Here is a 23729-nt window from a genome sequence, read left to right as displayed (position 1 = left end):
TGCCGACTACGACGCCTGGCGTGAGTCACCGGGATGATCGTCGACCGAGCTGGTCGAGCAGTTGGCGGGCCTGCTGGTGGAACAGGGCGTCCAACTCGATGTGCGGCACACCGAGCCGTACGGCCAATTCGGTGGCCAGGGTGGACTTGCCTGAGCCTGGTGCCCCCATGACCGACACCCGTCGCATGGGATGCAGGCTAGCGTCAGGAGACCACCTCGGCACCGGCTTTGGAGGGCTGCTCGACGTGGGCGGTCCGCTGCTCGGGAATTGACGGGGCGGTCAACGTGACCTCGACCGTCTTTCGGGTGCCCCACCCGGTCTTCCAGCAGGTGACCACGCCGTACCACCGAGCGACGCGCAGTACCAGCATTGCCCAGAGCACTGCGACCGGGGCGAGCATCCAAGTCCCCAACTGGTACGCCGTCGACTGGTCGGACCGGCGGATCGCCAGGTAGCGGAGGCACTGTGCGTAGCCGATTGCCATCGGCACACAGATGAGCCAGGGTAGCGCGGTCAGCGAGGGTTCCCGGATCGGTAGTACCACCGCGATGGTCAGGAACAGTGCGGTGGACAGTAGTGTCGTCGCCCATCGGATCAGGTGTAGCCAGTACGCCCACGACCGCAAGGGCAGGTATCGCATTCGCCACAGTGACCGGATGAACGATCCGCGCATCCAGCGGATGAACATCCGCAGGAAGTGGCCGGTCTGCTCCGGCATCAGCGCGAAGGCGAACGCGCTGGGCTGTTGCACGGTTCGGCCGCGCAGCATGGCGAACAGGGTCAGCATCGAGTCGTCGCTGAACGGCACGCGACGTCCCGCGAACCTTTCATGCAGATAGCTGTCCAGATTGTCGCGGATCACTTGGCCCCGGTAGACGGCGATAGGCCCCGAGTTGACCCAGACCGCCCCAAAAACTGACAGGCTGGACCGATCGGTCAGCTGGCCGGTGACGAACCACAGGTCGGTGAACCGGGTCAGGAACGATGCGTGAACATTGGCTGCCATCACGATCCCGGCGACGGACTGCACCGTCTGGTCAGCGAGGGGTTTGAGTAGCTCGTTGAGAGTTTCCGGGTCGCTGATCGTGTCCGAGTCGACCGTCCAGTACACATCTGCGTCCGGCGCCTGGCCGACCCCGGCCGCCTGCGCGTGTCTCTTGCCGGCATTGTCCTGGCGCAGCCATACCGGACGGATGCCGCTGTCGCTGGCTGCCCGCTTGAACCAGGTGCGGATCTCGGCGTACCCGACGTCGCCGGTGGTGGAACCGTCATCCACCACGACGATCGTCTGCGGCCGTCGTCGTTGACCGATCATGGACTCGAGGCATGCGCGCAGCGCGGCCGGGTCCTCGTTGTACGCGGGGACCAACGCGGCCACCTTTAGCGTGTCGAGGAGCCGCTGCCTGGCCGGGCCAACCTGGTAGGGCTGGTTGAGGTAGGCAAATCCCAACTGCCACACCAGCAGTCCGTACATCAGGACGTAGATCGCGGCGAACTGATGCCCGCTGCCTGCGCTAAGCAAGCCGATTGCTGCAAACGCATGGTGGGCCGCCCATGCCGCTACTGCCGCCAGAAGGAATGCTGCGGCGGTGAGGATCCGACCCCTGACGAGGGTCGCGGTCATCGATGGGCGGCGGAGCGACCTCGACGGAACGACAACCGGACGAGAACCGCTCCGAAGATGATCATTACTACTGCGGTGGCTGCCATCACCAGGGGCAGCGGCAGGCTGAGCTGTCCGAGACCGGCCACACCACCGATGGTGACCGCAGCGTTCGCGCCGGTCCGCGGCAGGGAATCACCAGACATGACGTTGTCTCCTTGACTGCGGGCGGATAGGGGGATTTCGAGCACAATGGTCAGCCGAGATCGGTATTGGCGGCACGTCCGGACGGGGGTCCGGTTGGTGTATGGGGAGTACGGAGGCCGACTGACTGTTGTGGTGCCGGCCGAAGGTGGTGACCGGGCGGCGCCCCGTTCGGCCGCAGCCAAGAGTAGTTGCGTAGACGACAAAGCGCTAGATGTAGCATCGCTTGGAAATCACAAGACAAACGTGAGTTCATCTGCGCCGCGATCGCATTCTTGAATGCTTTTCGTGACTCATTCTCGGGTTTGTTCGAGTTATGCGGCCTGGCCCAGACGAGATGCGAGTCAGCCGCTCAATCGATCGTTCCGCTCTGCTCGGCCGACCCGCCGACAGCGGGAGCACCGGCCAGCGGTCGACGATGTATCAGACCCTGAGCCGCCAGGGCCGCTGCCGCAGCCGCCAGTGGCAGGGCCGGCAACGCGTACCGGGGCTCGTACATGCCGATCGCCACGGTGAACACGGCCAACCCGGGCCCAGCGACCACCAGCAGTACGGTGTCGAGCCGGATCCAGCCGGTGACCCGCCGCCCAGCGGCCAGCGCCGCGACGGTCAGCAGCACCGCCAACGACATCACCACCGGGATGCCCCGGGTCCAGGTGCCGTACTGGTGCAGCGCCCGGGTCAGCGGGGTGGCCGGGTCCGCGACGACCGGCTCGGCGACCGCCGCCTGGAACCCGCTGGACGCCTGGGCCGGCGGACAGTTCTGCTCGACCCGTAGGTCGGCGGAGCGGAACCGGACCGGCGGCACCAGGCGCTGCCGCAGACACTCGTTCATCGGCCCGAGGTACAGGCCGGGGACGAAGTGTGCGGCGCTCTCCCGGCCGACCGCCGCGAGGTAGTCACCGGGCTGCTGGCTGATCACCGACCGGGAGAAGCTGGTCAGCACCTGGGCACCCTCCGGGGTGTACACCCAGTCGCCGAGTCGGGCCGGCCGCCGCCAGAAGAACGCGTCGGCCCGGTCCCACCGCTGGTCCAGCGGCTGGTCCGGGCAGGCGATCCGCTCCTCGGCGGTCAGTTCGATGCGGTCGCAGTCGGCGATCATCGCGGCTCGGCCGTACAGGGCGGTGCCGCTCTGCGCGCTGTAGACGCTCTGCCGGTCGCCGATCCAGACCATCACCATGACGTACGGCACACCGAAGGCGAGCAGGTAGCCCAGCACCGGCCGCCAGCCGACCCGGCGTACCACCAGGTAGCCGGCGAGTAGCAGGGCGACCGGCAGCGCGGTGGGTTTGGTCACCCAGGCGACGGCGATCAGCCCGCCGGAGACGACGGCCGCCACCGGACCGGGGCGGGGCGGCCAGAGCAGCGCCCCGACGGCGGCGGCGAACAGCACCATGAACATCAGGTCGGGCAGCAGGTAGTGCCCCATGGTGAGGACCAGGGAATCGAAGATCAGCGGTACGGCGGCCAGGGTGGCCAGCCAGCGGACCACGCCCCGGCGCAGCAGCAGGGCGTACAGGCCGACGGCGACCAGCAGGCTGAGCAGGTGCTGGACGGCCGCGACGGCGGCGAGCGTCCGGGTCTGCTGTAGCGCGGACAGCAGCAGCACGTAGCCGATCGGCCGGTTCGGGTGCGGCTCCAGCGGCTGCTGCAGCATCAGCAGGTACTCGCCGCTGTCGCCGTGGAACCAGAACGCCGGCTGATACGCGACCAGGTAGGCGATCCGCAGTCCGAGACCGGCGGCGAGCAGGATCACCAGGGGCAGGTGGCGGCGCAGTGGCGTCATCCGGTTGCTCTGCCCCTCCCTCGACATGGCAGTACGCTTCATGCGTGACTACCAGCCGGGAGATCGACAGCATCCTGCAGCGTGGCGCCGACGGTGGGCGGATCTCCGCCGAGGAGGCGCTGCTGATCTACACCGAAGCGCCGTTCCACGCCCTCGGTGAGGCCGCGGACGCGGTCCGCCGTCGCCGGTACCCGGACAACGTCGTGACGTATCTGATCGATCGCAACATCAATTACACCAACGTCTGCGTCACCGCGTGTCGTTTCTGCGCTTTCTACCGGGCGCCCAAGCACACCGAGGGCTGGGCCCACCCGATCGAGGAGATTCTGCGTCGCTGCGGCGAGGCGGTCGAGCTGGGCGCTACCCAGGTGATGCTGCAGGGTGGCCACCACCCCGATTTCGGGGTGGAGTACTACGAGCACTTGTTCGGCGCGGTCAAGGCGGCGTACCCCCGGTTGGTGATCCACTCGATCGGGCCGAGCGAGATCCTGCACATGGCGAAGGTGTCCGGTGTATCACTGGACGAGGCAATCGCCCGGATCAAGGCCGCCGGGCTGGATTCGATCGCCGGCGCCGGCGCCGAGATGCTGCCGGACCGGCCCCGCCGGGCGATCGCCCCGCTCAAGGAGTCCGGGGCGCGCTGGCTGGAGGTCATGGAGCTGGCGCACCGGCACGGCATCGAGTCGACCGCCACGATGATGATGGGCACCGGGGAGACCAACGCGGAGCGGATCGAGCATCTGCGGATGATCCGGGACGTCCAGGACTCCACCGGTGGTTTCCGGGCGTTCATCCCCTGGACCTACCAGCCGGAGAACAACCATCTCAAGGGCCGCACCCAGGCAACGACCCTGGAGTACCTACGGATGATCGCGGTCTCCCGGCTCTTCTTCGACCAGGTGGCGCATCTGCAGGCGTCCTGGCTGACCACCGGCAAGGACGTCGGGCAGTTGGCGCTGCACATGGGGGTCGACGATCTCGGTTCGATCATGTTGGAGGAGAACGTGATCTCCTCGGCCGGTGCCCGGCACCGGTCGAACCTGCACGAGCTGATCTGGATGATCCGTTCGGCGGGCCGGATCCCCGCCCAGCGGGACACCGAGTACCACCACCTCGCTGTGCACCGTGATCCGGCGGACGACCCGACCGACGAGCGGGTGGTGTCGCACTTCTCGTCGATCGCGTTGCCCAATGGCGGGGCCCGTCGCGATCTGCCGCTGGTCGACGCGCGCTGACCGACCGGACGCGCACTGACCGGTCCGGATTCGTCCGATCGGGTGGCTGGTGAGGCCGATCAGTCAGCCCTTCTCGGCTGGCGGGTGGGCCGGTGGTCGGCCGGTCGTGGCGGGTAGCGCTGTCGATGCGGCGAGGTGGCGCGAACCTTAGGCCAAGGGGCCATAACGTGTTGATCACGAGGGGCGCGAAGCTTTCCGCCGGCCGCTAACGTCCTTGTCAACAACGTTCCGGCAGCCGCCCGCGCCGCGACGCCGTCCCTTGGTCGTCGCAGGTCACGTCCCCCAGGGCGGTGGTCGCCGGAGCCGTACTCCAGCGGTCCGAGGGGGCCGTCTACATAACGCACGGCACTACGGGCGAGGTGGTTCAACCCACCTCGCCCGTAGTGTGTGTAACCTCGGTCACCCTCGTCGCCGGCCCCGCGCCGCAGGTCGGGACGCGCGGCTGGCAAAGTGGTCGGGCGTGACTGACAACCCGCCGCCGGTCTTGCGCGCCGGCCTGGACAAGCAGCCGGCCGAGGTCGCCGCGATGTTCGACGGCGTGGCCGGCCGGTACGACCTGACCAACACGGTGATCTCCTTCGGCCAGGACCGCCGGTGGCGCCGGGCCACCCGGGCGGCGCTCGACCTGCTTCCCGGCGACCGGGTGCTCGACGTCGGCGCCGGCACCGGCGTCTCCACCGCCGAACTCGGCCGGGGTGGCGTGTGGGCGGTCGGCTCGGACATCTCGCTCGGTATGCTGCGGGCCGGCCGGCGGGCCCGTCCGCAGGTGCCACTGCTCGCCGGGGACGCCCTGGCGTTGCCGTTCCGGGACGCCACCTTCGACGCGGTGACCATCTCGTTCGCGCTGCGCAACGTGGTCGACACCGACGCCGCGTTGGCCGAGCTGGCCCGGGTGACCCGGCCCGGCGGACGGCTGGTGGTGTGCGAGTTCAGTCAGCCGACCAGTCCCGCCTTCCGGACGCTCTACCTGTCCTATCTGATGCGGTCGCTGCCGGCGGTGACCCGTGCGGTGGCGAGCAACCCGGACGCGTACGTCTATCTGGCCGAGTCCATCCGGCAGTGGCCGGACCAGGCAGCGCTCGCCGGGCGGATCACGGCGGCGGGGTGGCGGTCGGCGCAGTGGCGCAATCTCACCGGTGGAATCGTGGCGCTGCACCGCGCCACCCGGCGGTAGCGCCGTGCCACCTGGAAGTAGCGCCGTGCTGCCGTACGCCGGATCCGGGTGTTCGGGCGACGGGTCGGTTACTCCTCGGTGTCCGTCGATGGGTGATTCCGGGTCGTCGGTCACCCGCCGAGGTCGCTACCTCGCAGGGTTAGGGTCGCCTAACCGATTGCCGCCCTGTTAACGGTTCTAGACTCACCTGCGAGACGGCTTGTGAAGCATTTCACGAGCGACTGGGAGGCGAACGGGAGGTGGCTGTGAGCGAGACCGAAGCCGATGTGATCGTCGTCGGGGCGGGCCCTGGCGGTTCCGCGACCGCCTTCCACCTTGCCCGGCACGGCGTACGGGTGCTCCTGCTGGAGAAGACCACCTTCCCACGGGAGAAGGTCTGTGGTGACGGGCTCACGCCGCGTGCCGTCAAACAGTTGATCAAGTTGGGTGTCGACACCTCGCCCGAGGCCGGCTGGCTGCGCAACCGTGGCCTGCGGGTGATCGGCGGCGGCATCCGGCTCGAGCTCGACTGGCCGGACCTGGCCAGCTTCCCCAACTACGGCCTGGTCCGGACCCGACTGGACTTCGATGACCTGCTGGCCAGACAGGCGGTCGAGGCGGGCGCGGTGCTGCACACCGGCACCAACGTGGTGGCTCCGGTGCTGGACGCCACCGGGCGGGCGGTCGGCGTGACCGCCGAGGTCGGCCCGGACAAGCAGCCGGTCACCTTCCATGCCCCGTTGATCGTCGCCGCGGACGGGGTGTCCGGCCGGTTCCCGCTCGCCATGGGGCTGGCCAAGCGCGAGGACCGGCCGATCGGGGTCGCGGTCCGGCGGTACTACCGGTCGCCGGTGCGGCATCGGGACGAGTATCTGGAGTCCTGGCTTGAGCTGCGCAGCCGGGAGGGCGGCGAGAAGCTGCTGCCCGGCTACGGCTGGATCTTCGGCATGGGCGACGGTCGGGTCAACGTCGGTCTGGGCGTGCTCAACTCGTCCAGCGCCTTCGGTAAGACGAACTACCGGCGGATGCTGACCGACTGGCTGGGCAGCACGCCACCGGACTGGGGGCTGGCCGACGAGACCAACGCCGACGGCCCGATTCTCGGCGCGGCCCTGCCGATGGGCTTCAACCGGGTTCCGCACTACGCCCGGGGAGTCCTGCTGGTCGGTGACTCCGGCGGTATGGTCAACCCGTTCAACGGTGAAGGCATCGCGTACGCGATGGAGTCCGGTGAGCTGGCCGCCGAGGTGGCGGTGCAGGCGTTGGCCCGGCCGGCCGGCGTCGACCGGGAGCGGGCGCTGGCGCACTACCCGAACGAGCTGAAGGCTCGCTACGGCGGCTACTACCGGCTCGGGAACATCTTCGTGAAGTTGATCGGCAACCCACAAATCATGCGAATCGCTACCAAGCACGGCATGCCGCACCCGACACTGATGCGGTTCGTGCTGAAGCTGCTGGCGAACCTGACCGATCCGCGTGGCGGGGACGCGATGGACCGGATGATCAACGCGATGACCAAGGTGGCTCCGGCCGTGTGAGGCCGCCGGCAGCACCCCGGGCCGTCGGCCCACCGCAGTAGTCGCCAGGATGGGGCAACGACGCCCGGTCCCGGCGGGAGACATCACAGATCGCTGAAACTGACCGCGGGCAGGGAAGGACGAGCAGGAGAAACCCATGTCGCTCTCGCCTTACATACCCATCGTCGGGGTGTTCGCCCTCGCCTCGGCCTTCGCGTTGTTCTCGGTGGCGGCCGCCCGGCTGGCCGGGCCGCTGCGCTACAACCGGGCCAAGCTCGAAGCGTACGAGTGTGGGATCGAGCCCAGCCCGGAGCCGGTCGGCGGCGGTCGGATCCCGATCAAGTTCTATCTGACCGCGATGATGTTCATCATCTTCGACATCGAGATCATCTTTCTGATCCCGTGGGCGGTCTCGCTGGACCCGCTCGGCGCGTTCGGCTACGTCGCGGTCTCGCTGTTCATCGTCGCCGTCTCGGTCGCCTATGTGTACGAGTGGCGGCGCGGCGGGCTCGACTGGGACTGACGGAGGAACCATGGGAATCGAGGAGAAACTCCCCGCCGGCGTACTGCTCACCTCGGTGGAGAAGCTGGTCAACTGGTCCCGCAAGACCTCCGTCTGGGGGGCGACCTTCGGCCTGGCCTGCTGCGCGATCGAGATGATGGCGGCCGGTGCCCCGCACTACGACATGGGTCGCTGGGGCATGGAGGTGTTCCGGGCCTCGCCCCGGCAGGCCGACCTGATGATCGTCGCCGGCCGGGTCAGCCAGAAGATGGCCCCGGTGCTGCGGCAGATCTACGACCAGATGGCCGAGCCCCGCTGGGTGCTGTCGATGGGGGTCTGCGCCTCCAGCGGCGGCATGTTCAACAACTACGCCATCGTGCAGGGCGTGGACCACGTGGTGCCGGTCGACATGTACCTGCCCGGCTGCCCGCCCCGTCCGGAGATGCTCATCGACGCGGTTCTCAAGCTGCGCGAGAAGATCGGCCACGAGCCGCTCGGCCCGAACGGCCGCAAGATGCTGGAGGCCCGCCGGGCCCGCGGTGACGTGCCGGTGGTCGCGCCCGGGGCGATGCCGTCGTCGTACCGCTCCGACAAGGCCCGCCGGGCCGAGTGGGAGCAGGCCGTCCGGGAAGGCCGCGAGGAGCAGTTGCGGATCGAGAACTGGATGAAGGCCCAGAACCACCTGCACGCCCGGGAGCGGCTGAAGTGATTCCCGCCTCGACCAGCGAAAGGACGATCCAGTGACCGGGCCGACCAACGCGCCCAGTGAGCAGCCGGGCGGTGGCGTACCTGCCGCCGCCCCGCCGGTCGGGGCGACCAGCGGCGCGCCGGCCGAGTTCCCACCGGCCAGCGGGGCCGGCCGGGGAATGTTCGGCATCCAGGGCTCCGGCGACACGTCCGGCTTCGGCGGCCTGGTCCGCCGCCGGTCCAGCGTGGCCGGCACCGAGCGGCCGTACGGCGGCTACTTCGACGAGGTGTGCGACGCCCTCGAGGAGGCGTACCCGGCCTTCGCCGATGCGATCGAGAAGGTCGTGGTCGACCGGGGTGAGCTGACCCTGCACATCAAGCCGGAGCGGATCGCCGAGGTCTGCCGGGTGATGCGTGACGACGAGGCGCTGCGTTTCGAGCTCTGCTCCTCGGTGTCCGGGGCGGACTACCTGGGTGCCGACGAGCGTCGGCTGCACGTCGTCTACCAGCTGACCTCGATGACCTACCGGCGCCGGGTCCGGCTGGAGGCGGCGGTCACCGCCGAGGATCCGCACCTGCCGAGCGTCACCGCCGTCTACCCGACCGCCGACTGGCAGGAGCGGGAGACGTACGACATGTTCGGCGTCGTCTTCGACGGCCACCCGGCGCTGACCCGGATCCTGATGCCGGACGACTGGGAGGGTCACCCGCAGCGCAAGGACTACCCGCTGGGCGGCGTCCCGGTGGAGTACAAGGGCGCCGAGATCCCACCGCCGGACAAGCGGAGGAGCTACCAATGACGGCCGGATACGCAACCGAACGCGAGACCGACGAGGGCAAGGTCTTCACCGTCACCGGTGGCGACTGGGACACCGTGGTCGGCGGTACGGACCCGCTCACCGACGAGCGGATCATCGTCAACATGGGGCCGCAGCACCCGTCCACGCACGGGGTGCTGCGCCTGGTGCTGGAGCTGGAGGGGGAGACTGTCCGGGAGGCCCGGACGGTCGTCGGCTACCTGCACACCGGGATCGAGAAGAACCTCGAGTACCGCAACTGGGTGCAGGGCACCACGTTCGTCACCCGGATGGACTACCTGGCGCCGATCTTCAACGAGACGGCGTACAGCCTGGCGGTGGAGAAGCTGCTCGGGATCACCGACGACGTCACCGAGCGGGCGAACACCATCCGGGTGCTGATGATGGAGCTCAACCGGATCTCCTCGCACCTGATCTGGCTGGGCACCACCGGCCTGGAGCTCGGCGCGATCTCGATCATGCTGTACTGCTTCCGGGAGCGCGAGTACATCCTGGAGATTTTCGAGCTGGTCTCCGGGCTGCGGATGAACATGGCCTACGTGCGGCCCGGCGGGGTCGCCCAGGACGTGCCGGACGAGGCGATCGCCAAGATCCGCGAGTTCCTCAAGGTGATGCCGAAGCGGCTCAAGGAGTACGAGGACCTGCTCTCCGGGCAGCCGATCTGGTTGGAGCGGACGCAGAACGTCGCGGTGCTCGACGTCACCGGTTGCCTCGCGCTGGGCGTCACCGGGCCGGTGCTGCGCTCCGCCGGCCTGGCCTGGGACCTGCGCAAGACCATGCCGTACTGCGGCTACGAGGACTACGAGTTCGACGTGCCGACCACGCCGACCGCCGACGTCTGGGGCCGTTACCTGGTCCGGATGGCGGAGATGCGCGAGTCGCTGAAAATCATCGAGCAGGCGTTGGACCGGCTGAAGCCCGGTCCGATCATGGTCGCCGACAAGAAGATCGCCTGGCCGGCGCAGCTGGCCATCGGCGTGGACGGCATGGGTAACTCGCTGGAGCACGTCGCCAAGATCATGGGTCAGTCGATGGAGTCGCTGATCCACCACTTCAAGCTGGTGACCGAGGGCTTCCGGGTGCCGCCCGGCCAGGTGTACGTCGGCATCGAGTCGCCCCGCGGCGAGTTGGGCGTGCACGCCGTCTCCGACGGCGGCACCAGGCCGTACCGGGTGCACTACCGAGAACCGAGCTTCGTCAATCTCCAGGCGATCCCGGCCATGGCCGAGGGCGGGCTGCTCGCCGACGTGATCGCCGGAGGCGCCTCGTTGGACCCCGTGATGGGTGGGTGTGACCGCTGATGGGCTTCAGTCAGGAAACGCACGACCGGGCCCGAAAGATCATCGCCCGCTACCCGGCGGATCGCTCCCGGTCGGCACTGCTGCCCCTGCTGCACCTGGTGCAGTCCGAGGAGGGCTACGTCTCGCCGGCCGGCGTCGAGTTCTGCGCTGAAGCGCTGGGCATCAACAAGGCCCAGGTCAGCGCGGTCGCCACCTTCTACACCATGTACAAGCGCCGGCCCACCGGCGACTGGCTGGTCAGCGTCTGCACCAACACCATGTGCGACGTGCTCGGTGGCCAGCGGGTGTACGACGCGCTCAGCGAGCACCTCGGGGTCGGGCACGAGGAGACCACCGCCGACGGCACCATCACCCTGGAGCACGCCGAGTGCCTGGCCGCCTGCGACTACGGCCCGGTGATGACGGTCAACTACGACTTCTTCGACAAGGTCGACCCGGACGTCGCGCTCGGCGTCGTCGAGGAGTTGCGCGCCGGCGGCCGCCCGGCACCCACCCGAGGTGCCCGGCTGTGCCCGCTGAAGGAGATGTCGCTGCAGCTGGCCGGCTTCTCCGACACCCGTGAGGGCGCGGTCGCCGACGGACCGGCCGGCGACCCAACGCTGCGCGGCCTGCGGCTGGCCCAGCAGCACGGCGTCTCGGTCGCCGGCTTCGACCCGAACACGCCGATCAGCGGCGACGCCCCTGCCCCGGCACCCAGCCGGCCGGCGCCGGCAGCGACCGGCAGCACCGCACCGGACGTCAAGGCACCACAGGCCAAGTCGCCGGAGATTCGGGCCGCCGAGACCCGCGCCCCGGACGCGAAGACCCCGGCCCCGGACGCCCCCGGCACCACGGTGCCGACCGACCGGGCCGAGCCGGACAGCGACGCCGAGGCCGCCGAGTCGGCCGGCGCCGCCGCCAACCCGCCCGCCGGTGACGCCAAACCGGCCGGCGACAACTCGCAGCCACAGCGCGGGTCGCTGCGGGACGCGCGCAGCGAGGAGGGCACCCGATGACCCAGCCGCGACCGGAAACCCTGCAGAAGCTGACCCCGGTGCTGACTAAGCGTTGGCTGTCACCGGATGCCTGGAAGATCGATGTTTACCAGCAGCTCGACGGCTACGCCGCGCTGCGCAAGGTGCTGACCGGTACGCCGGACGGCCGAGGCCGCGACGCCGACCCGGTGCACCCGGACGACCTGATCAAGCTGATCAAGGACTCCGGGCTGCGCGGCCGGGGCGGGGCCGGCTTCCCCACCGGCCTCAAGTGGGGGTTCATCCCACAGGGTGACGGCAAGCCGCACTACCTGGTGGTCAACGCCGACGAGGGCGAGCCGGGCACCTGCAAGGACCTGCCGCTGATGATGTATGACCCGCACTCGCTGGTCGAAGGCGTCATCATCGCCTCGTACGCGATCCGGGCCAGCCGCGCCTACATCTACATCCGGGGTGAGGCGGTGCACGCCGCCCGCCGGCTGCGCAACGCGGTCGACGAGGCGTACCGGGCCGGCTATCTCGGCAAGGACATCCTCGGCTCCGGGTTCGACCTGGACCTGGTGGTGCACAGCGGGGCGGGTGCCTACATCTGCGGCGAGGAGACGGCACTGCTGGACTCCCTCGAAGGGTTCCGTGGCCAGCCCCGGCTGCGTCCGCCGTTCCCGGCCACCCACGGCCTGTACGCCTGCCCGACGGTGGTCAACAACGTCGGCACCATCTCCAGCGTGCCGTACATCGTGCTCGGTGGCGCCGCCTGGTGGAAGAGCATGGGTACGGAGAAGTCGTCCGGCCCGATGATCTATTCGCTGTCCGGCCGGATCGCCAACCCGGGGCAGTACGAGTGCTCGATGGGCATCACCCTGCGCGAGCTGATCGAGCTGGCCGGCGGGATGCAGCCCGGTCACGAGCTGCGGTTCTGGACGCCGGGCGGGTCGTCGACCCCGCTGCTCACCGCCGAGCACCTGGACGTACCGCTGGACTTCGAAGGGGTGGCCGGCGCCGGCTCGATCCTCGGCACCACCGCCACCCAGATCTTCTCCGACCAGGACTGCCCGGTGTACGCCACCTACCGGTGGCTGGAGTTCTACCACCACGAGTCGTGCGGCAAGTGCACCCCGTGCCGGGAGGGCAACTACTGGATGGTGCGGGTCTTTCGGCGGATCCTCGCCGGTCAGGGCACCCACGAGGACCTGGACACCCTGCTCGACACCTGCGACAACATCCTCGGCCGCTCGTTCTGCGGCCTCGGCGACGGCGCGACCAGCTCGGTGACGTCCTCGCTGAAGTACTTCAAGCAGGACTACCTCGACTACATCGAGGGCCGCACGGCACCGAAGCTGTCGGAGAAAGCATTGGTAGGTGCGCACTAATGGCAGAGGTAGCCAAGACCACCGAGACGGTGACGTTGACCATCGACGGCGTCGAGGTCACCGCGCCCAAGGGTGCACTGCTGATCCGGGTCGCCGAGAAGCTGGGCATCGAAATCCCCCGGTTCTGCGACCATCCGCTGCTCGCCCCGGCCGGCGCCTGCCGGCAGTGCCTGGTCGACGTGGAGGGGCAGCGTAAGCCGGTTGCCTCCTGCACCCAGACCGTCGCCGACGGCATGGTGGTCCGCACCCAGCTCACCTCCGAGGTGGCCAAGAAGGCCCAGCAGGGGATCATGGAGCTGCTGCTGGTCAACCACCCGCTCGACTGCCCGATGTGCGACAAGGGCGGCGAGTGCCCGCTGCAGAACCAGGCGATGTCGACCGGCCGGCCGGACTCCCGCTTCCACGAACACAAGCGGGAGTACCCGAAGCCCGTCGAGATCTCCAGCCAGGTGCTGCTGGATCGCGAGCGCTGCGTGCTCTGCCAGCGTTGCACCCGGTTCTCCGAGGAGATCGCCGGTGACGCCTTCATCGACCTGATGGACCGTTCCTCCGGCGAGCAGATCAACGTCTACCGGGACGAGGCGTTCGGCGCGGAACCGACACCGGACGGTGAGGGCGACGGCGACGTGCCGTTCAACTCCTACTTCTCCGGCAACACGGTGCAGATCTGCCCGGTCGGGGCGCTCACCGGTGCCCAGTACCGGTTCCGGGCCCGCCCGTTCGACCTGGTCTCCTCGCCGAGCGTCTGCGAGCACTGTTCGGCCGGCTGCGCGCAGCGCACCGACCACCGGCGCGGCAAGGTGATGCGCCGGCTGGCCGGCGACGACCCGGCGGTCAACGAGGAGTGGAACTGCGACAAGGGCCGGTGGGGGTTCCGCTACGCCACCGCCACCGACCGGCTCACCACCCCGCTGGTCCGCGACGCCGACACCGGTGAGCTGAGGGAGGCGTCCTGGAGCGAGGCCCTGGCGGTCGCCGCCGACGGGCTGCGCAACGCCCGCGACGGGGCGTACGGCGTCGGGGTGCTCACCGGTGGTCGGCTCACCGTCGAGGACGCCTACGCGTACGCCAAGTTCGCCCGGGTGGCGCTGCGCACCAACGACATCGACTTCCGGGCCCGACCGGTCACCGGTACCGCCGGCTCCACCGAGGAGGCCGACTTCCTGGCCGCCCGGGTGGCCGGCGGGTCCGACGTCACCTACGCCGACATCGAGCGGGCCCCGGTGGTGGTGATCGCCGGGCTGGAGCCGGAGGAGGAGTGCCCGATCCTCTTCCTGCGGCTGCGCAAGGCGTACACCAAGAAGGGGCTGCGGGTGATCGCCCTGGCCCCGTACCTGAGCCGGGGCCTGGAGAAGCTGGGCGCCACGTTGGTGCCGACCGTGCCCGGCGACGAGGCGCGGCTGCTCACCGACGACCGCGCGGTCACCGAGGCGCTCGGCCGGTCCGGCGCGATCCTGTTCGTCGGCGAGCGGCTGGCCACCGTACCCGGTGGGTTGTCGACCGCTGGCGCGGTCGCCGAGCGGGCCGGCGCAAAGCTGGCCTGGGTGCCACGCCGGGCCGGCGACCGGGGCGCGGTCGACGCCGGCTGCCTGCCGAACCTGCTGCCCGGCGGCCGTCCGGTCGCCGACGCGGCCGCGCGGGCGGAGCTGACCGGGGCCTGGGACATCGGCGCCGGGACCATCCCGTCCGAGCCGGGCCGCGACGTCGACGCGATCGTCGCGGCGACCGCCGCCGGCCAGATCGGCGCACTGGTCGTCGGCGGGGTCGATCCGGCCGACCTGGCCGACCCGCGGCTGGCCGAGCAGGCGCTCGACGCGGTGCCGTTCCTGGTCAGTCTGGAGATCCGACACAGCGCGGTGACCCGCCGCGCGGACGTCGTCCTGCCGGTGGCACCGGCGGTGGAGAAGGCCGGCAGCTACCTCGACTGGGAGGGCCGGCTGCGCACCTTCGAGGCAGTGCTGACCACCACCGCGATGGCCGACTCCCGGGTGCTCGACGCGATCGCCGCCCAGCTCGGTGTCGCACTCGGCACCGGCGAGGTCAACCTGATCCGCCGGGAGCTCGGAGCGCTGCCGGCCACCAAGGCGCAGCGTCCCGGGCTGCCGCTGGTCGACCCGACGGCACCGGCCAGCCCGGGTGCCGGCGAGGCGGTGCTGGCGACCTGGCACCACCTGATCGACCTCGGCACCCTCACCGACGGTGACCCCTACCTGGATGGCACCGCACGGCCGCCGGTGGTCCGGCTGGCCAAGTCGCTGGCCGGGGCGCTCGGGGTGGCCGACGGGGACCCGGTCACCGTCGGCACCGACCGGGGCGCGGTCACCCTGCCGGCGGCGGTCACCGATCTGCTGCCCGACGGGGTGGTCTGGCTACCGACGAACTCACCCGGCTCGACGGTGCGCCGCAGCCTCGGCGCGGTCTCCGGCGCACTGGTCAAGGTCAGCGCCGCCACCGGCTCGGACGGCACGGTCGCCGGATCGGACGGCAACGGGCGGATCAGCCACAACGGCGCGACGAACCCGAACCTAGGGGGTCTGCGGTGAACCCACTGGCACAGGAACCGACGCTGTCCGACTTCGGGCTGGACCCCTGGTGGCTGATCCTGATCAAGGTGGTCTTCGCCTTCGTCTTCGGGCTGCTGGGCACCCTGCTCGGGGTCTGGTTCGAGCGGCGGGTGGTCGGCCGGATGCAGGTCCGTCCCGGCCCCAACCAGGCCGGCCCGTTCGGCCTGCTGCAGACCCTGGCCGACGGGCTGAAGATGGCCTTCAAGGAGGACATCCTCCCCAAGGCGTCGGACAAGGTGGTCTACTTCTTCGCCCCGACGATCTCGGTGATCTGTGCGGTCACCGCGCTGTCGGTGATCCCGTTCGGGCCGATGGTGAGCATCTTCGGCACCCGGACCCCACTTCAGGTCACCGACGTGCCGGTGGCGGTGCTGGTGCTGCTGGCCTGCTCGTCGATGGGTGTGTACGGGCTGGTGCTCGGCGGCTGGGCGTCCGGGTCGACGTACCCGCTGCTCGGTGGCCTGCGCTCGACGGCGCAGGTGATCTCGTACGAGATCGCGCTCGGGTTGTCGGTGGTCGGCGTCTTCATGACCGCCGGCACCATGTCGACCAGCGGGATCGTCGCCGCCCAGTCCGGCGGTGACCTGTTCACCTCGATCGCCGGGTTCGACCTGTACGCCCCGGGCTGGTACGCGATCCTGCTGCTGCCCAGTTTCATCATCTTCTTCATCGCCGCGGTGGCGGAGACCAACCGGGCACCGTTCGACCTGCCCGAGGCGGAGTCCGAGCTGGTCGCCGGCTACATGACCGAGTACAGCTCGCTGAAGTTCGCGCTGTTCATGCTCTCCGAGTACGTCGCCATGGTGACCATGTCGGCGGTGACGGTGACGCTGTTCCTCGGCGGCTGGCGGGCCCCCTGGCCGATCAGCATCTGGGACGGGGCGAACAGCGGCTGGTGGCCGATGCTCTGGTTCATGGGCAAGGTGATCGCGCTGATCTTTGTCTTCGTCTGGCTCCGTGGCACCCTGCCCCGGCTGCGCTACGACCAGTTCATGCGGTTCGGCTGGAAGGTGCTGCTGCCGATCAACCTGGCCTGGATCCTGGCCCTCGGCGGGATCCGGGTGACCAGCGGCTGGGAGCGCAACGACCGGCTGATCGCGATCGGTATCCCGGTCGCCATCCTGCTCGCCGTGGTGATCTTCTGGCCGACGCGCAAGGAGCGGCCGGCGCCGACCCTGCAGGAGCAGGTCGACTCCCGGCCGCCGGGCAGCTTCCCGCTGCCCCCGATGGACCTGCAGGTCCCGCCCAGCCCGCGGGCCAAGCGGGCGGTAGCCGAACGGGAGCCGGCCCAGGTCGGTCCCGCCACCGACGACAAGGAGGTGTGACGTGGGCGCGATCACGGGAACGTTCAAGGGCTTCGGGGTCACCTTCTCCCACATGTTCCGCAAGGTGGTCACCACCGACTACCCGTTCAAGCCGCCGGTGTCCGCGCCGCGCTACCACGGCCGGCACATCCTCAACCGGCACCCGGACGGGCTGGAGAAGTGCATCGGCTGTGAGCTGTGCGCCTGGGCCTGCCCGGCCGACGCGATCTACGTCGAGGGCGGCGACAACACTGAGGAGCAGCGGTTCTCCCCGGGTGAGCGGTACGCCAGCACGTACCAGATCAACTACGCCCGGTGCATCTTCTGCGGGCTGTGCATCGAGGCCTGCCCGACCCGTTCGTTGACCATGAGCAACGAGTACGAGTTGGCCCGCGACTCCCGGCAGGACCTGATCTTCACCAAGGAGCAGCTGCTGGCGCCGCTGCTGCCGGGGATGGAGCAGCCGCCGCACCCGATGCGGTTGGGCGACAGCGAGAAGGACTACTACGTCGGCGCGCTGACCAACCCGGGCACCTCGGCGGGTGCCGAACGGGCGCCCTGGTCGGAGCAGGGCACCCAGGACGGCTCGGGGACGACGGGAGAGGGCAAGCCATGACCGAGCTCGCAGCGGAGGTCTCCACCGGGGAGGCGGTGACCTTCTGGATTCTGGCTCCGCTCGCGCTGCTCGGCGCGATCGGCATGGTGTGGGCCCGCAACGCGGTGCACTCCGCGCTCTGGCTGGTGCTGACCATGCTCTGCCTCGGCGTGTTCTACGTCGTGCAGGGTGGGCCGTTCATCGGCCTGGTGCAGATCATCGTCTACACCGGCGCGATCATGATGCTCTTCCTGTTCGTGCTGATGCTGGTCGGCCGGGACGCCTCCGACTCGCTGATCGAGACGCTGCGCGGGCAGCGGATCGCTGCGGTCGCCCTCGGCGTCGGCTTCGCCGCGCTGGTCGGCACCGGGCTGTACCGGGGCCTCGGCGGGGTACAGGCGGTCGGCCTGGAGCAGGCCAACGCGGACGGCAACGTGCAGGGCATCGCCGCCCTGCTGTTCGGCCGGTACCTGGTCGCGTTCGAGGTGACCGCAGCCCTGCTGACCACCGCCGCGATCGGCGCGCTGATCCTGGCGCACATCGAGAAGCGCAAGGAACAGCGGCGCGGCCAACCGGAGATGATGCGGGCCCGGTTCGCCCCCGGCAACTATCCCGGCCCGAAGCCAGGTCCGGGTGTCTACGCCACCTCCACCTCGGTGGCCACGCCCGGCCGGCTGCCGGACGGCACGCTCACCGACCGGAGCATCCCGGCGATCCTGCCGACGCGCGAACTCTCGCCCAGCGAGGCCGCCCCGAAGGGGACTGACAAATGACTCCGGACAACTACCTGATCCTGTCGGCGGTGCTGTTCACCATCGGCGCGGTCGGCGTGCTGGTCCGCCGCAACGCGATCGTGCTGTTCATGTGCATCGAATTGATGCTCAACTCCGCGAACCTGGCGCTGGTCACGTTCAGCCGGATCAACGGTGACCTCAACGGTCAGATCATCGCCTTCTTCGTGATGGTCGTGGCGGCAGCCGAGGTGGTCGTGGGGCTCGCCATCATCATGACCATCTTCCGGACTCGGCGCTCGGCGAGCGTCGACGACGCCAACCTGCTGAAGTACTAAAGGGGCCCACACGTGGAATCGACTGTGGAGTACGCCCAGGCCACGGGGCTGCTGAGTAGCGTGTGGCTGCTGGTGGCCATCCCGCTGGCCAGCGCGGCGATCCTGCTGCTGCTCGGCAAGCGCGCCGACAAGTGGGGACACTGGCTCGGGGTGGTCAGCGTCGGGGCGATCTTCGCCCTCGGCCTGACCTACTTCTTCCAGCTACGCGGCCTGGACAACCGGGCGGTCGAGCTAAGCCTGTGGGAGTTCATCGAGGTCGGTGGCCTGTCGGTGGACTTCGGGCTGCTGTTCGACCCGCTGTCGGCGGTCTTCGTGCTGCTGATCACCGGCGTGGGTTTCCTGATCCACGTGTACGCGGTCGAGTACATGTCGCACGACCCGGGACGACGGCGCTTCTTCGCGTACTTCAACCTGTTCGTCGCCGCGATGCTGGTGCTGGTGCTGGGCAACAACTACGTGATGCTGTTCCTCGGCTGGGAGGGCGTCGGTCTGGCGTCGTACCTGCTGATCTCGTTCTGGTACCACCTGCCGGCCGCGGCGACCGCCGGTAAGAAGGCATTCCTGATGAACCGGGTCGGCGACGCCGGCCTGGTGCTGGCGATCTTCCTGATGTTCGCCACGCTCGGGACCACCCAGTTCGAGGCGGTGTTCACCGGTGCCGGCGCGTTGGCCTCCGGCACCATCCTGGCGATGGGCCTGTTGCTGCTGCTCGGCGCCACCGGGAAGTCCGGCCAGTTCCCGCTGCAGGCGTGGTTGCCGGACGCGATGGAGGGCCCGACCCCGGTGTCGGCGCTGATCCACGCCGCCACGATGGTCACCGCCGGCGTCTACCTGATCGCCCGGTCCAACCCGATCTTCTCGGCCAACCCGACGCTGCAGACCGTGGTGGTCAGCGTGGGCGCGCTCACCCTGCTGATCGGCGCGGTCATCGGCTGCGCCAAGGACGACATCAAGCGGGTGCTGGCCTGGTCGACGGTCTCCCAGATCGGCTACATGTTCCTCGGGGTCGGGCTGGGCGGCGGCGCGTACGCGCTGGCGATCGTGCACCTGCTGGCGCACGGCTTCTTCAAGGCCGGGCTGTTCCTCGGTGCCGGCTCGGTGATGCACGGGATGAAGGACCAGACCGACATCCGGCGGTTCGGCGGCCTGTGGCGGCACATGAAGATCACCTGGGCGACCTTCGGGTTGGCCTGGCTGGCGATCATCGGCATCTGGCCGTTGTCCGGCTACTTCTCCAAGGAACCGATCATCGCGGCCGCCTTCGAGCGGGAGGACTGGACCGCCTGGCTGTTCGGCGGGGCCGCCCTGCTCGGTGCCGGGCTGACCGCCTTCTACATGACCCGGCTGTTCATTCTCACCTTCCACGGCCCGAAGCGGTGGACCGAAGACATCGACCACCCGCACGAGTCGCCGGCGCTGATGTGGGTGCCGCTGGTCCTGCTGGCGGTCGGGTCGGTGGCCGCCGGCTGGCTGATGTCCACCTCGGTGCCCGAGTGGCTGACCCCGGTGCTGGGCGCCGAGGAGGGCCACCACGAGGCGGTGCTGTCGCACGGCGTGGTCACCATCCTGGCGCTGGTGATCACGGTGCTCGGCGCGCTGCTCGGCTGGCTGCTGTTCCGCACCGGCACCGCCGAGCAGGAGCAGCCGGCCGGGGTGCTGGTCACCGCCGCCCGGCACAACCTCTACACCGACGCGGTCAACCGGGTGGTGTTCGAAAAGCCGGGCATCTTCCTCACCCGGGCGCTGGTCTTCCTCGACAACCGGGGAGTCGACGGCCTGGTCAACGGCCTCGCCGCCGTGATCGGTGGCAGCTCCGGGCGGCTACGGCGGCTGCAGACCGGCTTCGTGCGCTCGTACGCGATGTCCGTGCTCGCCGGTGCCTTCGTGGTGGTCGCGGCGTTCCTCGCCCTGCAGATGGGATGGCTGGCGTGAACGACTTTCCGTTCCTCTCGGTGCTGACCGTGGCGCCGCTGGTCGGCGCGCTCGTGGTGGCGCTCGTCCCGCGCCGCCAGGGGGAGCTGGCCAAGTGGCTGGCGCTCGGCTGGTCGGTGGCGGTACTGGTGCTGTCACTGGTGATGTGGTTCGCCTTCACCGTCGGCGGCGACCGGTTCCAGTTCCGTGAGTCCTACCCGTGGATCCCCAACTGGGGGGTGAACTTCACCTTCGCGGCCGACGGCATCGCGCTGGTCATGCTGATGCTGATCGCGGTGCTGGTGCCGCTGGTGATCCTCGCCTCCTGGCACGACGCGGAGGCGTCGAAGCGGTCGGTGCCGGTCTACTTCGGCCTGCTGCTGCTGCTCGAAGGCACGATGATCGGCGTCTTCGCCGCCGCCGACATCTTCCTGTTCTACGTGTTCTTCGAGGTCATGCTGGTGCCGATGTACTTCCTGATCGGCAGCTACGGCGGCCACCAGCGGCAGTACGCGGCGGTGAAGTTCTTCCTCTACTCGCTGGTCGGCGGTCTGTTCATGCTGGCCGCGGTGATCGGGCTGTGGGTGGTCGGCGGGCAGACCTTCGACTGGCAGGCGCTCAGCGAGATCGACATGTCCACCGGCGTGGAACGCTGGCTGTTCCTCGGCTTCTTCGTGGCGTTCGCGATCAAGGCGCCGTTCTTCCCGTTCCATACCTGGCTGCCGGACGCCGGTGGTGCCGCGCCGGCCGGATCGGCCGCGCTGCTGGTCGGCGTGATGGACAAGGTCGGTACGTTCGGCATCCTGCGCTACTGCCTGGGGCTGTTCCCGGAGGCGTCGCAGTGGTTCGCCCCGTGGGCGCTGGCTCTGGCCGTGATCGGCATCATCTACGCGGCCCTGCTGGCGGTCGGTCAGAACGACCTGAAGCGGCTGGTGTCGTACACCTCGATCTCACACTTCGGTTTCATCGGGGTCGGCATCTTCGCGTTCACCACCCAGGCCGGCACCGGCGCGGTGCTCTACATGGTCAACCACGGGCTCGCCACCGGCCTGCTCTTCCTGGTCGTCGGGATGTTCGTGGCCCGGCGCGGCTCCGCACTGATCAGCGACTTCGGCGGGGCCGGCAAAATGGTCCCGGTGCTCGCCGGGGTGTTCTTCTTCGCCGGTCTGGCGTCGCTGGCGCTGCCCGGCACCGCTCCGTTCATCTCCGAGTTCCTGGTGCTGATCGGCACCTTCTCGGTGAACAAACCGGTCGCGGTGATCGCCACCCTCGGCATCATTCTGGCTGCGGCGTACGTGCTGTGGATGGTGCAGCGCACCACCCAGGGCACGTTGAACCCGGCGCTGACCACGGTCGACGGCATGAAGCGGGACATCACCCTGCGGGAGAAGGTCGTGGTGGCTCCGCTGATCGCCCTGATCCTGCTGTTCGGCTTCTACCCGAAGCCGTTGACCGACGTCATCAACCCGGCCATCGAGGCGACGTTGTTCGACGACGTCGGCACGTCCGACCCCGCCCCGACCGAGGGCGTAATCCAGGAGGCGGCCCGGTGAGCGAGTTCTCATCCCCCGCGATCGACTACGCGGCTATCTCGCCGATGCTGATCCTGTTCGGCGCGGCGATGATCGGCGTCCTCGTCGAGGCGTTCGTGCCCCGCTCACTGCGCAACCCGGTACAGCTGGTGCTGGCCCTGGCCAGCATGGTCGGCGCGCTGGTGGCGGTGGTCCTGCAGGGCAGTACCCGGACGGTGACGGCCGGTGAGGCGATCGCGGTCGACGGCCCCACGCTGTTCCTGCAGGGCGCGATCCTGGTGCTCGGCGTGATGGCGATGCTACTGATCGGCGAGCGGTCGCTGGAGACCGGCGGCGCCTTCGTCGCCCAGGCTGCGGTCGTGGTCAACTCGGCCGAGGACCGCAAGCAGGCGACCGGCCGGTCCGGTGCGACCGAGGTCTACCCGTTGGCGCTGTTCGCCCTCGCCGGCATGTTGCTGTTCGTCGCGGCCAACGACCTGCTGACCATGTTCATCGCCCTGGAGGCGTTCTCGCTGCCGCTGTACCTGCTCTGCGCGCTGGCCCGGCGGCGGCGGCTGCTCAGCCAGGAGGCCGCGCTCAAGTACTTCATGCTGGGCGCCTACTCGTCGGCGTTCTTCCTGTTCGGGCTGGCGCTGACCTACGGCTTCACCTCCGGGGTGGACAGCCCGACCGGGCCCGGGGTCGACTTCGCCACCATCCGGGCGGCGGTGGAGACCTCGCAGTCCAGCCCGGTGCTGTTGTTCGCCGGCATCGCGCTGATCTCGGTCGGCCTGCTGTTCAAGGCGACCGCCGCCCCGTTCCACGTCTGGGCCCCGGACGTCTACCAGGGGGCACCGACGCCGGTGACCGGCTTCATGGCTGCCTGCACCAAGGTCGCCGCGTTCGGCGCGCTGCTGCGGGTGCTGCACGTGGCCTTCTACGGGGCCGCCTGGGACTTCACCCCGGTGCTGGGCACGGTGGCCATCCTGACCATGCTGGTCGGGGCGATCCTGGCGGTCACCCAGACCGACATCAAGCGGCTGCTGGCGTACTCCTCGGTGGCCAACGCCGGATACCTGCTGGTCGGTGTGCTGTCGCTGTCCGCCGAGGGCCTGGCCAGCACGATGTTCTACCTGGTGGCGTACGGCTTCATCGTGCTCGCCGCGTTCGCGGTGGTCACCCTGGTCCGCGACGCCGACGGCGAGGCCACCCACCTGTCCCGCTGGGCGGGGCTGGGCCGACGGTCTCCGGTGTTCGCCGGCATCTTCACCTTCATCCTGCTGGCGTTCGCCGGCATCCCGTTGACCAGCGGCTTCACCAGCAAGTTCGCCGTCTTCGGGGCGGCGGTCGGGGACGGCCAGATCTGGCTGGTGATCGCCGGTGTGGTGACCAGCATGATCCTCGCCTTCCCGTACCTGCGGGTGGTGGTGATGATGTGGCTGAGCGAGCCGAGCGACGCCACCCCGACGGTGGTGATCCCCGGTGCGCTGACCTCGGCGGCGCTGATGATCGGGGTTCTGGCCACCCTGCTGCTCGGGGTCGCACCGGGAGCGCTGCTGGATCTGACCAGCAACGCCGCCGAGTTTGTCCGATGAACCACCTCACCCGCCCCCAACCTGGGCTG

At 69.3% G+C, this 23729-nt stretch carries 21 protein-coding genes; 17 read left to right on the top strand and 4 right to left on the bottom strand.

All coding sequences use genetic code 11. From position 1 onward, the window contains the following. Positions 1–25: 25 nt before the first annotated feature. The 4 genes from ACFHW1_RS16635 to ACFHW1_RS16620 all read right to left on the bottom strand — a co-directional run bounded on the left by ACFHW1_RS16635 (position 26) and on the right by ACFHW1_RS16620 (position 3621). Entirely contained in the window at positions 26–187 is a 162-nt protein-coding gene (locus ACFHW1_RS16635) for an AAA family ATPase (RefSeq protein ID WP_416556509.1), read from the bottom strand. Between the two features lie 16 nt (positions 188–203). Further along, on the bottom strand, positions 204–1523 hold the full coding sequence (locus tag ACFHW1_RS16630) for a glycosyltransferase (protein ID WP_416556508.1): 1320 nt from the start codon (positions 1521–1523) through the stop codon (positions 204–206). A 98-nt stretch (positions 1524–1621) separates the two neighbouring features. Beyond that, on the bottom strand, positions 1622–1810 hold the full coding sequence (locus ACFHW1_RS16625) for a hypothetical protein (RefSeq protein WP_416556507.1): 189 nt from the start codon (positions 1808–1810) through the stop codon (positions 1622–1624). Positions 1811–2160: 350 nt separating this feature from the next. Next, positions 2161–3621, bottom strand: a complete 1461-nt coding sequence (locus tag ACFHW1_RS16620) for an ArnT family glycosyltransferase (protein WP_416615692.1) — start codon at positions 3619–3621, stop codon at positions 2161–2163. 17 nt (positions 3622–3638) lie between these two features. Here ACFHW1_RS16620 and mqnC point away from each other — a divergent pair, with 17 nt between their 5' ends. The 17 genes from mqnC to nuoN all read left to right on the top strand — a co-directional run bounded on the left by mqnC (position 3639) and on the right by nuoN (position 23700). Further along, complete coding sequence (mqnC, locus tag ACFHW1_RS16615) at positions 3639–4829, top strand: cyclic dehypoxanthinyl futalosine synthase (protein WP_416556505.1); 1191 nt, start codon at positions 3639–3641, stop codon at positions 4827–4829. Positions 4830–5289: 460 nt separating this feature from the next. Further along, a complete protein-coding gene (locus ACFHW1_RS16610; protein ID WP_416556504.1) occupies positions 5290–6003 on the top strand; it encodes a demethylmenaquinone methyltransferase in 714 nt (237 codons plus the stop codon). A 245-nt stretch (positions 6004–6248) separates the two neighbouring features. Further along, a complete protein-coding gene (locus tag ACFHW1_RS16605) occupies positions 6249–7520 on the top strand; it encodes a geranylgeranyl reductase family protein (RefSeq protein ID WP_416556503.1) in 1272 nt (423 codons plus the stop codon). A 136-nt stretch (positions 7521–7656) separates the two neighbouring features. After that, positions 7657–8022 (top strand): NADH-quinone oxidoreductase subunit A, encoded by a 366-nt coding sequence (locus tag ACFHW1_RS16600; RefSeq protein WP_123607118.1) that lies wholly within the window; start codon positions 7657–7659, stop codon positions 8020–8022. A gap of 10 nt (positions 8023–8032) precedes the next feature. Then, complete coding sequence (locus ACFHW1_RS16595; RefSeq protein WP_123607119.1) at positions 8033–8710, top strand: NuoB/complex I 20 kDa subunit family protein; 678 nt, start codon at positions 8033–8035, stop codon at positions 8708–8710. A 31-nt stretch (positions 8711–8741) separates the two neighbouring features. After that, positions 8742–9488 carry an NADH-quinone oxidoreductase subunit C gene (locus ACFHW1_RS16590; RefSeq protein ID WP_416556502.1) on the top strand — a complete coding sequence of 249 codons (747 nt, stop codon included), beginning with the start codon at positions 8742–8744 and terminating at the stop codon, positions 9486–9488. After that, positions 9485–10807 carry an NADH-quinone oxidoreductase subunit D gene (locus tag ACFHW1_RS16585; RefSeq protein ID WP_282233277.1) on the top strand — a complete coding sequence of 441 codons (1323 nt, stop codon included), beginning with the start codon at positions 9485–9487 and terminating at the stop codon, positions 10805–10807. Before ACFHW1_RS16590 ends, ACFHW1_RS16585 begins: the two co-directional genes overlap by 4 nt. Continuing rightward, entirely contained in the window at positions 10804–11802 is a 999-nt protein-coding gene (gene nuoE / locus ACFHW1_RS16580) for an NADH-quinone oxidoreductase subunit NuoE (RefSeq protein ID WP_416615703.1), read from the top strand. Before ACFHW1_RS16585 ends, nuoE begins: the two co-directional genes overlap by 4 nt. Beyond that, positions 11799–13151: an NADH-quinone oxidoreductase subunit NuoF gene (gene nuoF, locus ACFHW1_RS16575; RefSeq protein WP_278173310.1), complete on the top strand. Its 1353-nt coding sequence runs from the start codon at positions 11799–11801 to the stop codon at positions 13149–13151. The genes nuoE and nuoF overlap by 4 nt, the downstream gene beginning before the upstream one ends. Then, positions 13151–15694 carry an NADH-quinone oxidoreductase subunit G gene (locus tag ACFHW1_RS16570; protein ID WP_416615690.1) on the top strand — a complete coding sequence of 848 codons (2544 nt, stop codon included), beginning with the start codon at positions 13151–13153 and terminating at the stop codon, positions 15692–15694. The genes nuoF and ACFHW1_RS16570 overlap by 1 nt, the downstream gene beginning before the upstream one ends. Continuing rightward, the gene (nuoH, locus tag ACFHW1_RS16565) at positions 15691–17040 is read left to right on the top strand and encodes an NADH-quinone oxidoreductase subunit NuoH (protein WP_416556500.1); all 1350 of its coding nucleotides are present in this window, start codon (positions 15691–15693) and stop codon (positions 17038–17040) included. Before ACFHW1_RS16570 ends, nuoH begins: the two co-directional genes overlap by 4 nt. A 1-nt stretch (position 17041) precedes the next feature. Further along, complete coding sequence (nuoI, locus tag ACFHW1_RS16560) at positions 17042–17635, top strand: NADH-quinone oxidoreductase subunit NuoI (protein ID WP_123607126.1); 594 nt, start codon at positions 17042–17044, stop codon at positions 17633–17635. Further along, positions 17632–18387, top strand: a complete 756-nt coding sequence (locus ACFHW1_RS16555) for an NADH-quinone oxidoreductase subunit J (protein ID WP_278173315.1) — start codon at positions 17632–17634, stop codon at positions 18385–18387. Before nuoI ends, ACFHW1_RS16555 begins: the two co-directional genes overlap by 4 nt. Further along, on the top strand, positions 18384–18683 hold the full coding sequence (gene nuoK / locus ACFHW1_RS16550; RefSeq protein ID WP_123607128.1) for an NADH-quinone oxidoreductase subunit NuoK: 300 nt from the start codon (positions 18384–18386) through the stop codon (positions 18681–18683). The genes ACFHW1_RS16555 and nuoK overlap by 4 nt, the downstream gene beginning before the upstream one ends. A 12-nt stretch (positions 18684–18695) precedes the next feature. Beyond that, entirely contained in the window at positions 18696–20615 is a 1920-nt protein-coding gene (gene nuoL / locus ACFHW1_RS16545) for an NADH-quinone oxidoreductase subunit L (RefSeq protein ID WP_416556499.1), read from the top strand. Continuing rightward, positions 20612–22147 carry an NADH-quinone oxidoreductase subunit M gene (locus ACFHW1_RS16540; protein ID WP_123607130.1) on the top strand — a complete coding sequence of 512 codons (1536 nt, stop codon included), beginning with the start codon at positions 20612–20614 and terminating at the stop codon, positions 22145–22147. The genes nuoL and ACFHW1_RS16540 overlap by 4 nt, the downstream gene beginning before the upstream one ends. Then, complete coding sequence (gene nuoN, locus ACFHW1_RS16535) at positions 22144–23700, top strand: NADH-quinone oxidoreductase subunit NuoN (protein ID WP_416556497.1); 1557 nt, start codon at positions 22144–22146, stop codon at positions 23698–23700. The genes ACFHW1_RS16540 and nuoN overlap by 4 nt, the downstream gene beginning before the upstream one ends. Positions 23701–23729: the final 29 nt, after the last annotated feature.

The organism is Micromonospora sp. LOL_014 (assembly GCF_048060245.1).
In the GTDB taxonomy this organism is placed as follows: domain Bacteria; phylum Actinomycetota; class Actinomycetes; order Mycobacteriales; family Micromonosporaceae; genus Micromonospora_E.
Note: the sequence above shows the minus strand (reverse complement) of the source record. Positions and strands in the feature narration are given on the sequence as shown.